This window comes from Anabaena sp. CCY 9910, assembly GCF_963920875.1.
Classification (GTDB): domain Bacteria; phylum Cyanobacteriota; class Cyanobacteriia; order Cyanobacteriales; family Nostocaceae; genus Trichormus; species Trichormus variabilis.
Map to the genome: position 1 here is coordinate 1 of NZ_CAWUDJ010000051.1, position 15923 is coordinate 15923.

Consider the following 15923-nt stretch of genomic DNA (forward strand, 5'->3'; position numbering starts at 1 on the left):
TACTTTCGGCGTTTTTACTTAATTATTCTCTCATGGAAGTGACAACAAAGGGCTATTTATATAAAACCCAAATCACAGCCAAATAGAACCCAATATCTAAATATTTTTTCCCTACATATTTCGAGAACGTCCGCTAAAAACTCTTTCTAGCTGTTTGAAGTTTTCTAACACACGACCTGTTCCCAACACAACACAGCTGAGAGGATCAGCCGCGATGTGGGTGACAATTCCTGTTTCGTGGCTAATGAGGGTATCTATACCTTTGAGCAAAGCACCGCCGCCAGCTAGCATAATACCTCTGTCAATAATGTCTGCCGCCAGTTCAGGAGGTGTACGTTCTAATGTCCGCTTCACCGCTTCAATGATTACAGATAAAGGTTCGAGCATACTTTCACGAATTTCTGGTCCCTTAATTGTGACAGTTCTTGGTAAACCGGAGAGCAGGTGTAAACCTCGGACTTCCATCATCGCATCGTCATCATCGTGGGTAGGATAGGCAGAACCCATGCGAATTTTAATATCCTCAGCAGTCCGTTCCCCAATCACCAAGTTATGAACTTTCTTCATATACATGATGATGGACTCGGTTAATTCGTCCCCAGCAATGCGTACTGATTCGCTAATCACAGTCCCTTGGAGACTCAACACAGCAACTTCCGTAGTTCCCCCACCAATATCGATAATCATGTTACCAGTAGGTTCCGCAACTGGTAATCCCGCACCGATCGCAGCTGCTATTGGTTCATCAATTAAATATACCTCTCTAGCTCCTGCTTGAGCTGCCGCATCCATGACGGCGCGTCTTTCCACCCCAGTTACCCCACTGGGAATGCCAATCACAATCCGGGGCAATATTAAAGACCTACCTTCATTTACCTTCTGAATAAAGCTTTTTAGCATTAGTTCAGCTGTATCAAAGTCAGCAATTACCCCATCGCGCAAAGGTCGCAGGGCAATAACATTTCCCGGTGTGCGACCGAGCATTTTTTTAGCCTCTTCCCCAACTGCCAAAGCTACCTTTTCATTTTGATCGATAGCTACCACAGAAGGTTCTTGCAGTACAATACCTTTACCAGACACATAAACGAGGGTATTTGCTGTACCGAGGTCGATACCCATATCCCACGATGAGCGAAAGTTCCTAAAAAGCCCCACGCGTCTCTACGCCCCCTATCTCTGACATTTTATAGACTACAACTGTTAATGCGAATCGTGCTGGATTTTATTATGATTTTGAGCCTGAGTCCAGCCAAGTAGGCTATATGTCGATAACTTTCGGCAATTTTTCCTCAGTCTCAAACATCCACGGTATTGATATTCTCTGACTAATTCAGTATACGCGTATAGTTTTTCAATTTTGTCAAGTAATTTTGCATATTTTTATACTGTAAATTTATTGCTAAGTTTCTAACACATTTTCAATCAGGTCACAATTAGTTATGATTAAAGTCAAAATAAATAAGTACTTATGTACTAAAGAGTAACGCAGATGAGCATTAACATTGTCACCCTAGTAGGTCGCGTAGGCACTGATCCAGACATTAAATATTTTGAGTCTGGGAGTGTGAAGTGTCGATTAACTCTAGCCGTCAATCGCAGAACTCGCAACAGTGATAAACCTGACTGGTTCACCTTAGAATTGTGGGATAAAACAGCAGAGGTCGCGGGTAATTATGTCCGCAAAGGTAGTTTAATAGGAGTTAAAGGTTCGTTAAAGTTTGACACATGGAGCGATCGCCAAACTGGAGTTAACCGATCTACACCAATAATTAGAGTAGACCAACTAGAACTGCTAGGTTCCAAACAAGATAGAGACGGTGGTGGTAGCGACTTCGCACCAGAAAATTTTTAAAGTCAATAGTCAATAGTCAATGGTCAAAAGTCCGCAGTCAATAGTTAAAAGCTAAAAATAAGGTTTTGGACTAATAACTATTGACTAATGACTATTGACTAATAACTAATTTGCAACGTGACTGAGGCTTCAACCTGTTGTTCGCCACCAATTACAGGAGTAGCAGCATCTGCACTGCTAAGTTTGGCAGCCTCGGCTCTATACAATATGGGTGGTGGAGGCGCAGTTGCACCACCAACTTGAATACTTACTACTTCTTTAGCTTGAAAACCAAGGCTACTAAACACAGCACTGGCTTGCTGTTGTGCGTCTTGGGTAGCTTCCTTTAAAGCTTGTTGCCTAGCAGAGGCGATCGCTTCATCAGTAGCCACAAAACTGATACCATTGATTTGAGTCGCACCAGCTTTGACAGCTTCATCTAATAATGTCCCAGCCTTCTCAGTAGCAATACGGAAGCTTACTGTATTACTAGCAGCATAACCCGTAATTCTTTGTACATTATTGTTGTAACTATAAACAGGGTTGAGACGAATACCAGTTGTTTGTAACTTCTCCACATTCCGGCTTTTCAGTAAAGCAACCACAGCCGATGATCTACGTGCTGCTTCCTGCTGCACCTCCTGAGCGGTTTTACCTTGAATTTCCACCCCTAAACTAACTTCCGACAAGGTGGTAGGAATCGATTCAACACCACGACCACTAACAGTCAAAGTACGCCACATTCTTTCTTTTTCTTGTGCTAGTCCAGGCTGCACAAAGCTGACAAAGACTAACAACGCTAACGGTAAACTTTGCCAAAATTTGCCAGCACGCAACTGAGAACCAAATAAAGCGGCTCTAGCCATGATTGACACTCCTCATAAATATATGCAGATACCTTTAAACCGTATCAATTCAGCACTGAGTTCCCAGTAAAAATCCCTCCACTTAGGACTTTGCACTGTTATACCTTATGCAGTTACTCGATACGATTTGTATGTTCCTACTGTGACACTGCCATCGTCAAAAGTTAAAACGGTTACATTTTTTGAAACTAAAAAACTTAGACCAAACTTATTCAATTGTCTTCATAGATAGGTATCCCATAAAAAATCCGATTAATTTCTCACAAATTTCTTAGCATACCTCAGCGCTTACCTCTACCCTCCTCTGCGTTAAAAATTATCCTCAATTCACTCCGATTTTACGCAAATTCATCCGCCAAACATCATTGATCACACCCGCACGAAGTGTATTTTCCCTAAAAGAGTAACAATGGAACAGAAGGATGTTCACGTAACAACGCGTAACAAATGCAGTTTTTCAATGCAATCAACTTCGCTTTTCCTCTGCTGGCCAGTACAACTGAAGCCGCAGACAGTTCGATGGTTGTCGCCGCAGTCTTGCTAAGTTTAGTGGTAGTTTACCTAGCTAGCAAAGTTGGTGGCGAGTTATCCAACCGAGTGGGTTTACCACCTGTCTTAGGCGAACTTTTAGGTGGTGTAGTAGTGGGTGTTTCTGTCCTGCACCTGTTGGTGTTTCCTGGAGGTGGTGCAGACGGTTCTAGTTCTATGATTATGACCTTCCTCCAAACAACGGCTGGTTTAAGTCCAGAAGCGACACCAGCCGTCTTTACAGCCCAATCAGAGGTAATTTCTGTTTTGGCTGAACTGGGTGTGATCATCCTACTGTTTGAAATCGGCTTAGAGTCAAACTTAAAAGACTTGATGGCGGTTGGTGTCCAAGCTTTAGTCGTCGCAGTAGTGGGGGTTACAGTCCCATTTGCCGCCGGAACTATAGGCTTGATGACCTTATTTGGCATCGATGCTGTACCCGCAATCTTTGCTGGGGCAGCTTTAACGGCTACCAGTATTGGTATTACCTCTAAGGTACTCTCAGAATTAGGAAGGCTCAATTCCAAAGAAGGACAGATAATTTTAGGTGCGGCTGTAATTGACGATGTACTGGGAATTATTGTCTTAGCTGTAGTTGCCAGCCTCGCTAAAGAAGGGACAGTAGATGTAGGTCAAGTCATCTATCTGATTATTAGTGCCAGTGGCTTTCTTTTGGGCGCGATTGTCTTGGGTAATGTTTTCAATAAAACCTTTGTCGCGATCGCTGATATGCTCAAAACACGGGGTGAACTAGTAATCCCAGCTTTCATCTTTGCTTTTGTCATGGCATACCTCGCTGCCATCATCCATTTAGAAGCCATTCTTGGCGCTTTTGCCGCAGGTTTAGTTCTGGAAGAAACAGACAAGCGCAAAGAACTACAAAGGCAAGTCTGCCCCATTGCTGATATGTTAGTGCCAATTTTCTTCGTTACCGTAGGCGCAAAAACTGATTTAGGCGTACTTAACCCAGCCATCCCCAGCAATCGGGAAGGGTTAATTATGGCAAGTTTCCTGATCATGGTCGCCATCTTCGGTAAAGTAATCACAGGCTTTAGCGTCTTTGGTCAATCCCAAATCAACCGCCTAGCCATTGGTGTGGGGATGATTCCCAGAGGTGAGGTAGGGTTAGTATTTGCTGGTGTCGGTGCAGCCAGTGGCGCACTCTCTAAACCGTTAGGGGCAGCAATTATTATGATGGTTATCCTGACAACCTTTCTCGCCCCCCCTTTATTAAGATTCGTTTTTCCAGACTCAGACGATGGTATAGACGACTCAGCACCATTGATTTTAGATCGTTCCCCAAGGAAAGAATTAGCGATAGAAACACCATCATCTGTTGTATCTACTGCCAAAGATAGTGGGAATGTAAGTTCTTAAAGTAGGGGTTTAGGGGAGATATTTGATTTCTTACTCCCCAGCCCCCATTCCCAATCCCCACACATGGAAACTTCTATCTTCCCGTTTCCGTCCTGAGGAATTATCAATTTTATTTTTTATCTCATAACTATTTAGTATTCGGAATGTTATCTGTTGCAGAACTAAAAACCAAACACTTTTGTGATTAGGTCAACCGCCAAAGAATGATAATATTTTTCTCTTACACCTTGAAACTTTTTTATCCTCATAGCCGTTTACCAAATCGTTGGAGTGTTTATCTAAAAATTTGATTTATCGGTCATAAAATAACTCGATTCCCAATTTTTGGTAAGCTCGAAGATCGCTCACCAAAACTTTTGGATGAATGTCGTAAATTTCGGAGCTATTAATGTTGTATTTAATGCTTCAAAGGCAAAATATTGTGTTCTGATAGTACGGCAATAATTAAGGGAATACTGAGATTCAAAGCCACTATATCGTCTTTTTATACCAAATTCCCAGGAATATAGAGCCTATCAAAGCTCAAGATCAGGTGGCAAAGATATGACAACTTGCCGATATGTTGAGACATTGACGGCTCTCATGAATGCAAATCAGGAGAATGGATTGTGAAATTACACTGGTTACTATCTGGTACTGTTGGAACTGTCTTATTACTATCGTCACCAGCCTTAGCAACAAGGTTAAATTCTTGGCGCTTTGATGCCAATCAAAACCGCTTAGAAATTAATACAACAGGTGCAGTCCAACCAAGGGCGCAACTAATTTTTAATCCCACACGGTTAGTAATAGATTTGCCAAACGTTACATTTGGGCGATCGCAGTTAACACAACCAATCGGTGGTAGAATCCGCTCTGTCCGCGTAGGGCAATTTGACCCGCAAACCACGCGTATAGTTGTGGAAGTGGCTCCTGGTTATACTCTTGATCCTCAACAAATCAAATTTGTCGGGCTGACCGCTAGCCGTTGGACAGTCCAGTTACCAACTCCCACATCGGAGCAAGCAGAGTCTTCACCAGACAACACCTATAATGTGGTGACTATTGACTCCAACACCAGACCCAATTTACCCAACAACACAAGACCAGAGTTACCGAATAATACAAGACCAGAGTTCTCCGATAATACAATTAGCGCTGCACCCGGAACGACGCAAGTTGAAGGCTTACAGGTGACTGGGGATGGTTTTTTTGTCCGCACCAGTGGTGGCAATCCTCAAGTTCAAGTCATTCGCAGCCGCGATCGCGCTACTATTTTTATGGATATTGCTGGGGCAACTTTATCACCACGCGCCCCAAGAAATATCCCTGTCAACAAACATGGTGTCAACCGAGTCGAACTTACCCCATTACAAACCAGAACCCCAAGCGTCCGTATGACCTTGCGGGTAGATAGAAATAGCCCAGACTGGCGAGCAACTAGCAGTAATGCTGGTGGTTTAGTAGTTCTACCTAGTCGTATAGTCAGATTGCCCAATAATGACTACAGCGAAGGTAACACTTCAAATTTACCTGACAGAATACCTACAACCAGCGCCATTGCCACAATTGAGTCAGTTGACCTCTCTAGTAATGGTACACAACTACTGATTAGAGCCGATCAAGCAGTCTCTGGTAACAGTGGATGGGACAGAAATACTGGTCTATTCCGCATCACTATTCCTAACGCCCAGTTAGCTCCCCAAGTCACTGGGCCAAGTTTAAATGCTAATAGTCCCATTCTCAGAATACGCCTGCAAAAACAAGAACCTAATACCGTAGTTGTTCTTGTCCAGCCAGCTGCTGGGGTGCAAGTTGGACAACTCAACAAAGTTGGCAACCAGCTTTTAGCTCTACAATTACAAGGCTCACGTCGGCTCGCTACCACACCTCCCTTACCCCCCATCCAAGGACAATTACCAGATCCCAGCAATCCCCGCCCTCTACCCCAGCCAGGGACAAGACCAATACCCAAAGGTAGATTAGTAGTTTTGATTGATCCCGGACACGGTGGTAAAGATCCAGGAGCGATTGGTATTGGTGGAGTCCGAGAAAAAGACATCATCTTGCCCATCAGCCAAAGAATAGCCGAAGTCTTACAGCAAAATGGTGTACAGGTGGTGATGGCAAGAAATTCCGACTATTTTGTTAGCCTTCCAGGACGAGTACAAATGGCAGAGCGAGCTAGGGCTGATGTCTTTGTCAGTATTCACGCCAACTCCGCAGGCGCAGGCCGTCCCGATGTCAGTGGTTTAGAAACCTATTATTATGACAATGGTTTGAGTCTAGCTCGTGTAGTTCATAGCAGTATTCTCCGAAATGTGAATGTCCGAGATAGAGGAGTGCGTCGAGCCAGATTTTATGTCCTCAGAAAAAGCTCTATGCCCTCTATTCTGGTAGAAACAGGGTATTTAACTGGTAGAGATGATGCTGCTAAACTACGAAATTCAGCTTACCAAAGACAAATGGCAGATGCGATCGCTCGCGGTATTCTTCAGTACCTCAAACGATAGATAATCAGTCAGTCTTCACAAACTTAGAATCATCCTGATTACCACACTATGCCTGTTATTCCTGAAGATTTTGTGTGAATACTAACCACATCCTTATATTCTGAACCAGGATCTTATGCCTTCACGACATGGCAAAATCAAAAGGGCGTGTTAAGATGTGTCGCCATTAGTTGTATTTTTATACCAGCGCAAAATTTTTATTGCAGTAAAGCTGAAGTTTTAACGGTGATGGTGTGAGGATTAGCCAACATTTTGGAGCCTTAACGGCTCTCATGAACGCACATCAGGAGAAAAGATTGTGAAATTACATTGGTTACTATCCGGTACGGTTGGAACCATCTTCTTACTATCGTCACCAGCTTTAGCAGCAAGGCTAGACTCCTGGCGATTTGACCCTAGACAAAATCGTTTAGAGATTAATACTAACGGCGCTGTACAACCCAAGGCGCAACTGATTTTCAATCCGACACGTTTAGTTATTGATTTACCCGAAACTACATTTGGTCAGCCCCCATCAACACAGCCAATAGGTGGTGCAGTTCGGGCTATACGTGTAGGACAATTTGATCCACAGACCACGCGTATTGTCGTAGAACTCAATCCTGGTTACACACTCGACCCCCAACAAGTCAAATTTGTCGGTATCAGCCCCAGTCGTTGGACTGTGCAGCTACCTACCCCAACAGTGGAAAGAGTCGCATCGCCGAGAGAAACTGCACAGCAGCCAGTACCTACCATTCCCTCAGAAACCGTCGTTGAGACACCCTCGGTTTTATCACCCAGAAATGTTTACTCTGTCACCCCAAATACTAGAGAAGCTCCAGTTACTAATATTGCATCTGTAACTCAAATTGATAACTTACGAGTTACAGGCGATGGATTTTTTATCCGTACCCGTGGCGCTACTCCCCAAATTCAAGTTAATCGTACAGATGATAATCGGGTAATTAATATCAACGTTGTCGGCGCATCTTTATCGCCAAACATCGAGAGAGATTTATCAATTAATCGTTATGGTGTTAACAACATCCAATTGACTCAACTGTCAACGCAAACTGTACGTATCTCCATGCAGGTCGATAGAAACAGTCCTGACTGGCGAGTGAGTACTAGCAGCGTGGGTGGATTTGTGCTTCTCCCTAGTAAAGGCATTGCCAACTTACCCCAAAATAATACTCCCAACACCATTTCAGTAAATACCAACTCACCAGCTACTATTCAAGCTGTAGAACTAGGTGATAATGGTACACAACTTTTAATTCGCTCTGACCAAGCAGTCACAGCTAAAGGCGGTTGGGACAGAACCTCTGGACTCTACCGCATCATTATCAATAACGCCAAGTTATCTCCCAGAGTTACAGGCCCAGCTTTTAATGCTAACAGTCCTATCCTCCGTGTCCGTCTGCAACCCCAAGCAGCCGATACGGTAGTTGTTTTGGTACAACCAGCAGCCGGAGTGCAAATAGGAGAACTTAATCAAGTAAGTAACCAAATTTTAGCTCTAGAATTACAATCTTCTCGGCAATTGATACCACCAGTAGGTTTACCACCCCTACCATCAACCAATCGCAGTCAATTGCCCAATCCAAATATCGATAATCCCATAAATGTTCCACAACCAATACCCAGGTCAGTTCCCAGGGGAAGACTTCTAGTCGTCATTGACCCTGGACATGGTGGTAAAGATTCTGGCGCTCCTGGTTTGGGTGGATTACTAGAAAAAGATGTAGTCTTGCCCATTGGTTTAAGAGTAGCCGCTATTTTAGAGCAGAATGGTGTCCAAGCAGTCTTGACGAGAAATTCTGACTTTTTTGTGGAATTACAAGGACGAGTCGATATTGCCGAACGAGCTAACGCGACTTTGTTTGTGAGTATTCACGCCAACTCTGTAGATGGTCGCCCTGATGTTAATGGCTTGGAAGTATATTACTACGATAGTGGTTATGCTTTAGCCGAAACAGTCCGCAAGACTATTCTCCAGAATATTGGCACACTCAAAGACCGAGGCACACGCAAAGCTCGTTTCTACGTCCTGCGGAAGAGTTCTATGCCGTCGATTCTGGTAGAAACAGGTTATATGAGTGGTAGGGAAGATAATCCCAGACTAGGCTCACCAGAATACCAAAATCGTATGGCAGATGCGATCGCTCGTGGTATCCTGCAATATTTAAAGAGACAGTAAAATTTTCATTAAGTTAAAAATTTAGTCTCAATTACTCACTCTAGAGGTGGTATGTAAACTGCGTGTAGATACAGAATTTAGTAGTCAATTGGTAAATTGTCTGTTAAATTCTGTATTTTAATATTCCAAAATCTCTAACAATATCTGCCTGTGTATTCATCTTCCAGCATTGAAGGTAATCTTTACGGTTTCTCAGAACAAGAACCTCAACGCGCCCCCATCGGCGTATTTGATAGTGGTGTAGGCGGGTTAACGGTACTGCGGCAAATCTATCGCCAACTACCCAATGAATCGGTAATATACTTTGGTGACACAGCTAGACTACCTTACGGTATCCGCTCGCAAGCGGAGATTCTAACGTTTGTGCGTGACATCCTCGACTGGATGCAGCAACAACACGTCAAAATGGTAGTCATGGCTTGCAATACCAGTTCTGCCCTCGCTTTAGATATTGTTCGTGAGGAATATGACTTCCCCATTCTTGGTGTCATCCTCCCTGGGGCTAAAGCCGCAGTACAGCAAGGTAAGCGTATTGGCGTAATTTCTACTCCAGCTACAGCCAAAAGTAATGCCTATCGTCAAGCAATTTGGGAAATAGACCCCAATGTCGAAGTCTGGCAAGTTGGTTGTCCAGAATTTGTTCCCCTAATTGAACAAAACCGTATTCAAGACCCATACACCACAGAAGTAGCTAGGGCTTATTTAGAACCCCTAATTCAGCAAGATATTGATACTTTAGTTTATGGCTGTACCCATTATCCTTTGCTTGCGCCAGTACTGCGATCGCTTCTCCCCCCCCAAGTCAAAATCATTGACCCTGCTGTTCACGTCGTCACAGCTTGTACCCAAGAATTAGATATCCTTGGACTAAGCAACACTCACCCACCATTACCAACTCGCTTTGCCGTTAGTGGTTGTCCCCAACAGTTTTCTCAATCAGGAGTAAATTGGTTAGGTTATACCCCCCTAGTTGAAGCTGTGGACTTTGCTAGCATCCCAGTTTCTCAACTTCAACAGGATTTGGCATAACTCGTAAATTCCTAATTCGTAATTACTACCCTACAAATAGAAGCTCGTCTTACTGTTTAACTATAAATTTTTGCTTCACGGTAGAGTATTTAGGCACTTGTCCGTAAATTTATCTATGGCGAAACTACCTAAATCAATTGCTTAGGCGCAGCGCTCCTGTAGGGTATTACGAATTCAGAATTAATAGTTATAGCCTCACTAACCTCTAGTTCAAATTATTACTAATAACTATTGACTATTGACTATCTCAGTGACTGTAGGTGAAACAGACAATTGTTGTTGACTATTACTTGTAGCCACTACAGATCGATTATTAATATTAGATTTTTTCCCAGTTCGTTTAGCTAATCCTAATAATAGATAAACTGTGAATAGGTATCCAGAAGCTAAAATAAAAATCATCATAGGCATATTCCCGTAAATCATTGTGCCACCCACACTTTTTCAAATACATAATGAAATCGCATAAAATTAGCAAGACTTTAGCCAACCAAGTTCACTCTTGATGGCCACGTTTTGCATTGGCAAATCTTTCCGTAGAGTTTTAATTCTCTTTGCCCAACGGATTTAATATTTAATTGATTTTTGCAGACCATACATCCGACAACAGTTGGGTCACTAAAATAGTGACTTGCAATGATTGCCTCAGCAGCCTACCTAGTCCGCGTGAATTTTGCTGACATCTTATATCAGGAGCCATGCTTACGCTCAACGCAAGCCCGAAACTTGCAGCAACTTCTCCCATGAGAGTTGCCTAGCTCCAAATAAAGAGTTCTGATCATCAAGAAAAGAGACGAGAAAAGACTTCCTTGATTCTATTCTTGACAATGCACTATTTTCGATTCGCCACGCGAGAAAATTAACATCACTTGAAAAGTGATCTAATTTTGTGCGGTGAATACTTGAAAAATTTAAAATCCTTACATTTTAGCGTAACACAACAACTCAAACTTTGAAGCCAACTTTGAGGCTAAATTTTAAAATTTCTAGATGGTTACACAGAGGTTAGAAGAACTTAGTCTTAACCTAAAAATAACTAATGTGTAAGAAGTATTAGTGAAGACAATGAGTATATATCTAAGGTTGTATTCCAGGCCACTAAAGATATGTATCCTGCAACTCAGATTTTTGAGATCCACGAATTATCTGAAAACAACAAAGACTTTTTATTATTTATCCGAAAGTATAAATTTTTACGAGACTAAATTTATTACGGTAGGTACGTAGCAGTCAGTCAAGTTCAGTAGACATTAACAAATTCCGGAAAGGGGACAAATCAATTCAAAATTCAACAATTGCTGCTCAATCCCCAATCTCCAGTGCCTAATACCCTATCCCAGTAAAGAAAATGAGAATATCCCAAGCAAAACCTTGCACAGGCACAGGCTTATCTTAAAATGAGTATAGGATATGTAAACTTTCGTAACCAAAGTCAGAGTCCGCCAATCCATGACCCCAGCCACCTCCCTGTTTACCCCTGTGGAAGCAGACCTGCGAATACTAGCAGATAACCTGAAACAGCTAGTTGGAAATCGCCACCCCATTTTGTTTGCGGCAGCCGAACATTTATTCGGAGCTGGGGGAAAGCGTATCAGACCAGCAATCGTGCTGCTGATATCACGAGCAACAATGTTAGAGCAAGATATTACGCCGCGTCACCGACGGCTAGCCGAGATTACAGAAATGATTCATACGGCCAGCTTAGTACACGACGACGTGGTAGATGAATCTGAAGTGCGGCGAGGTGTACCCACCGTCCACAGTTTGTTTGGCAATCGAATTGCCATCCTAGCAGGAGATTTCTTATTTGCTCAATCTTCCTGGTATTTAGCAAACTTGGACAATTTACAGGTGGTGAAACTTCTCTCAGAAGTCATTATGGATTTGGCTACTGGGGAAATTCAGCAGGGACTAAACCGCTTTGACGCGTGTATTTCCATTGAGACTTATATCGAGAAGAGCTATTACAAGACAGCTTCCTTAATTGCTAACAGTTCCAAAGCTGCTGGTTTATTGAGCGAAGTTTCCCCAGAAACTGCCGAACATCTCTACGCCTATGGTCGTCACTTGGGCATAGCATTTCAGATTGTCGATGACATTTTAGATTTCACCAGCACCACAGATACTCTTGGTAAACCTGCTGGGTCTGATCTCAAAAGTGGCAATCTCACCGCACCGGTTTTATTTGCTTTAGCGGAAAAACCATACTTAGAAGTGCTGATTGAACGAGAGTTTGCCCAACAAGGAGATTTAGAGCAAGCACTAGAACTCATCCAAAATAGTCAAGGCATACAGAAAGCACGAGATTTAGCTGCTCATCACACCAAGTTAGCAATTGAGCATCTAACGACACTGCCAACTTCGGAATCTCACCAAGCACTAATCAACATAGCTGAATACACACTAAGCCGATTATATTAGTCAATTTTAAAATTTTCGATTTTAAATTAGCGATTGTTGACATTTGCGATTTTGGATGTGGGATGTATTGAAGAAATCCCACATCCAAAATTTTTTTAGGCAATATCTGGGGGTATCGGTTTAGGCGATCGCTGGCTTTTTAACTGTTTGTACATACGTTTCTGGAAATCAGCCCGCCGCAATTCAAAGGTGTGAGTGGTCTTACCCGGTGTTTCCAAAAAAACGATACTATCTACGGGTTCTAATGCCACCAATTGGAACAAAATGTGGGTAACTGGGGTGATCTTGCCACTCATGTGAGGGTCTAGCCCAGCAGGTGAGATTAGAGAAACATCCTGTATGGTAGGGAAAGCGTAAACAACACGCTTTTCGATTCCTGGGTTTGCTCGATTTCTCAATGTAGTCAAGACCCAGCTACCTTCCGAATCTTGAAGAATGTAGTACTGGGTGTGACGCAACTTTTGAGCGATCGCCACAAGCAAAGGAGCAATTGCTGCAACAAGATGTGGTGTAACGCCATCATTGGGTGCATTGTTAATCAGCAATTGTATTTGTGCTTCTAAATCCATAATTACTTGTCAACGGCTCCTGGGTAATGGCAATAACATTTATCAAAATGTGATCTCTCCCGCTAGAGTTGGGAATAATAAAATCAACCACATCCTCATTACAAATTGGTATGCGTTTAGTTTATCCGCAAAACCATAAAGCCAGTACCCGCAGTCGTCACAGGTTGTATGTAAGTTTATTGTTAGGGTCTAGTGAAAGTCGAGACTATGAATTCAGCCGCAACAGCAACTATTCCAACCGCAAATCTTCTGGAAGAAAACTCTTTTGGTACAGAGGTCATCTTCAAACTGATTTACAAAGAGCTAAAACAGTTTACCAAAGCTTCCGACCAGAATTGTCATGATGTAGCAAATCGTATCACTACAGAAGTATACCGAATTTGTACAGAAAGTAAACGGATTCAAGCTTCTGGTGCTGTAGAAAGTTCAGCCATGACCCTAGCCAAGCATCGGCTACAACAATGTTTGAGATATTATCAACAAGGTTCTAACCGAGGCAGAGTCGAACTACACAGCACACTCAGCGCTATTATTTATCGTTACATTAATCCCCCTCAGCGCCAATTAAGCTATCAAGGGCGGCTGACTATTATAGAAGATTTCTTACAAAGTTTTTATTTAGAAGCATTAAACGCTTTCCGCCGCGAAAATCAACTCGGCCCTACCTACCGTCCCCAAACTCTACTAGAGTTGGCAGAGTATATGGCATTTACCGAGCGCTATGGTAAGCGCCGGATTCCCTTACCCGGAAGACAACAACAGTTAATTATCCTGCGGGCGCAAACTTTCTCTCAACAGCAACCACCAGAAACCAACGTTGATATCGAACAAGCCGCCGAAGGTAGCTCTAATGATGGCGATGGTACATGGGAAGAACCAGCAGTACAGCGCTTACGCTCTGCAATGGCTACCCAACCAGAACCAGAACCAGAAGAAGACACCTTGCGTTCTGTAGTCATTACAGAATTAATGGACTATCTGGAGCAGAAACAACAATCTGACTGTGCTGATTACTTTTCTTTACGTCTTCAGGATATGTCAGCTCAAGAAATTGAGAACGTTTTAGGTTTAACTCCACGTCAGCGAGATTACTTACAACAACGCTTCAAGTATCATTTGATTCGGTTTGCTTTGTTACATCGCTGGGAATTAGTCCACGAGTGGCTAGAAGCTTCCTTAAATACTAATTTGGGGTTAACTCCCCAACAATGGGAAGCTTACACAGCAGAGCTAGACGACAAACAAAGGTCTCTATTAGACTTGAAACAACAAGGTCAACCAGATGAAAAAATTGCCAAAACTTTAGGGTTATCAATGGCACAACTACAGAAACGGTGGTTTAAGATTTTAGAACAAGCTTGGGAAATTCGTAATTCCCTAGTGTCCGGATCAAGTGCATCCACTCATGAATAGTGACTCAGAATCTTTGCAACAGTACTTACTCGGTTTGTTGGCATCTACTGTCAACAAACACGAGAATAGTAGGGAAAGTTGTCAAGGAATCGATGGGGAAAATGCTATTCAAATTGCTACTTCACAAAGAGGTACGCATAATCTGAAAAGGCAGCCCCAAACCTTTTGATTAGGAGAAATTCCTACTGTGCAAGAACGTTTTCAAGCCGTAATCAAGCGTCGTTTACAGATTCACATCGAAAACCATCCACCTCTATTTCCCTGGGAAAGCCAAATAGTGGATTACCCAGATTATATAGAAGAGCCATCATTGGCTTTAGCTCCTAATTGGGGATGGTTAGCCCAGCAAACAAAACTGAATCTCCCAGTGAATCTACCAGAAAGAGTTTTCCAAGAAATCTTGGAAAAGTGCCAGCAGATGGTCGCATCTTCACTACCCTTAGGAGCAAAATTAGTTCAGGTAGTGGAAGGTTTCTTCCCTAACGAGTCACAAACAATCAACGACTTAGCTGGGTTAGTACTGCGAACCAACTTTCGATCGCCACAAAGCCTGGATACAATGCCTAATATTCAGAGCGATTATGCAGATTTAGACTCTCGTCAACAAATGGCGTTGTCTTTGTTGGCAGCTAAACAGTTGCTAGCTAACTTGACTCTACCAGTGTCAGCAACCCAACCAGTAGTAGAAAGACTTTGGCTGACTAGCCTTGGTGCTTTAACTTTGCGAGTAGAATACTACACCCAAGGTGATGTTACCCAGTTAGTTGTCCACAGTGATTTACCTACTCAAGGTATTTTGACGCTGCAAGGTAATGGCAGTATTGCGATCGCCCAGTCATCAAGCCCAGGATGTTTGAGTGTAGAGTTGACCTGTAAACAACTTCAACCATCTTATACATTAGAGGTTGATTGTCCCGAACTCGATCAGCAACCATTGCTGTTTGTCATTAATCCCACAACATAGGTGAAATTACCACCGCTAGCACAATAGAGATGAAGGTAGAAAGAAGCTGGAGGTAATACACCTTCTAGCATTAGCTTTTGTACCTTTTTCAACTGATGGTTGATTAGCGCCAATAGTTGGTTCACGGCTAATATTTTTCTCAATCAAGGGTCATTAGGGCTTCTACAATAACCCGCAGCGAGAATGAAAATTTACAACTTACCTATACTCCCAAAATTTACTTTCGGGGAGTTCCTGTTTTCTTAGAGGAA

Annotated in this window: 13 protein-coding genes; 9 read left to right on the forward strand and 4 right to left on the reverse strand. The window is 42.8% G+C overall.

Features of this window, described 5'->3' with window-relative positions; all coding sequences use genetic code 11:
- Positions 1–111: 111 nt before the first annotated feature.
- Complete coding sequence (locus ACM5QX_RS25570) at positions 112–1119, reverse strand: rod shape-determining protein (RefSeq protein WP_041456075.1); 1008 nt, start codon at positions 1117–1119, stop codon at positions 112–114.
- Between the two features lie 370 nt (positions 1120–1489).
- Between ACM5QX_RS25570 and ACM5QX_RS25575 the strand changes: the two genes are divergently transcribed.
- Entirely contained in the window at positions 1490–1852 is a 363-nt protein-coding gene (locus tag ACM5QX_RS25575) for a single-stranded DNA-binding protein (protein WP_414756092.1), read from the forward strand.
- Positions 1853–1950: 98 nt separating this feature from the next.
- Here the strand turns inward: ACM5QX_RS25575 and ACM5QX_RS25580 are convergent, their stop codons facing one another.
- A complete protein-coding gene (locus ACM5QX_RS25580) occupies positions 1951–2697 on the reverse strand; it encodes an SIMPL domain-containing protein (RefSeq protein ID WP_414756093.1) in 747 nt (248 codons plus the stop codon).
- A gap of 447 nt (positions 2698–3144) precedes the next feature.
- Here ACM5QX_RS25580 and ACM5QX_RS25585 point away from each other — a divergent pair, with 447 nt between their 5' ends.
- The 4 genes from ACM5QX_RS25585 to murI all read left to right on the forward strand — a co-directional run bounded on the left by ACM5QX_RS25585 (position 3145) and on the right by murI (position 10305).
- On the forward strand, positions 3145–4602 hold the full coding sequence (locus tag ACM5QX_RS25585; protein ID WP_414756094.1) for a cation:proton antiporter: 1458 nt from the start codon (positions 3145–3147) through the stop codon (positions 4600–4602).
- A 608-nt stretch (positions 4603–5210) separates the two neighbouring features.
- Positions 5211–7094, forward strand: a complete 1884-nt coding sequence (locus tag ACM5QX_RS25590; RefSeq protein ID WP_414756095.1) for an N-acetylmuramoyl-L-alanine amidase — start codon at positions 5211–5213, stop codon at positions 7092–7094.
- A 298-nt stretch (positions 7095–7392) separates the two neighbouring features.
- Positions 7393–9276 (forward strand): N-acetylmuramoyl-L-alanine amidase, encoded by a 1884-nt coding sequence (locus ACM5QX_RS25595; protein WP_414756096.1) that lies wholly within the window; start codon positions 7393–7395, stop codon positions 9274–9276.
- Positions 9277–9426: 150 nt separating this feature from the next.
- Entirely contained in the window at positions 9427–10305 is an 879-nt protein-coding gene (gene murI, locus ACM5QX_RS25600; RefSeq protein ID WP_414756097.1) for a glutamate racemase, read from the forward strand.
- 228 nt (positions 10306–10533) lie between these two features.
- Here murI and ACM5QX_RS25605 read toward each other — a convergent pair whose 3' ends face one another.
- Positions 10534–10731, reverse strand: a complete 198-nt coding sequence (locus ACM5QX_RS25605; RefSeq protein WP_414756116.1) for a hypothetical protein — start codon at positions 10729–10731, stop codon at positions 10534–10536.
- Between the two features lie 1023 nt (positions 10732–11754).
- On the opposite strand from ACM5QX_RS25605, the gene sds reads away from it, so the two are divergent.
- Positions 11755–12726 carry a solanesyl diphosphate synthase gene (gene sds, locus ACM5QX_RS25610; RefSeq protein ID WP_414756098.1) on the forward strand — a complete coding sequence of 324 codons (972 nt, stop codon included), beginning with the start codon at positions 11755–11757 and terminating at the stop codon, positions 12724–12726.
- A 95-nt stretch (positions 12727–12821) separates the two neighbouring features.
- Here sds and ACM5QX_RS25615 read toward each other — a convergent pair whose 3' ends face one another.
- The gene (locus ACM5QX_RS25615) at positions 12822–13295 is read right to left on the reverse strand and encodes a hypothetical protein (RefSeq protein WP_414756099.1); all 474 of its coding nucleotides are present in this window, start codon (positions 13293–13295) and stop codon (positions 12822–12824) included.
- A 207-nt stretch (positions 13296–13502) separates the two neighbouring features.
- On the opposite strand from ACM5QX_RS25615, the gene hetZ reads away from it, so the two are divergent.
- The 3 genes from hetZ to ACM5QX_RS25630 are packed head-to-tail and all read left to right on the forward strand — an operon-like array spanning position 13503 to position 15672.
- The gene (hetZ, locus tag ACM5QX_RS25620) at positions 13503–14708 is read left to right on the forward strand and encodes a heterocyst differentiation protein HetZ (protein ID WP_011318294.1); all 1206 of its coding nucleotides are present in this window, start codon (positions 13503–13505) and stop codon (positions 14706–14708) included.
- On the forward strand, positions 14701–14877 hold the full coding sequence (locus ACM5QX_RS25625) for a hypothetical protein (protein ID WP_414756100.1): 177 nt from the start codon (positions 14701–14703) through the stop codon (positions 14875–14877). The genes hetZ and ACM5QX_RS25625 overlap by 8 nt, the downstream gene beginning before the upstream one ends.
- 18 nt (positions 14878–14895) lie before the next feature.
- Positions 14896–15672, forward strand: coding sequence for a PatU (locus tag ACM5QX_RS25630; protein ID WP_414756101.1), 777 nt, complete (start codon positions 14896–14898; stop codon positions 15670–15672).
- Positions 15673–15923 lie beyond the last annotated feature (251 nt).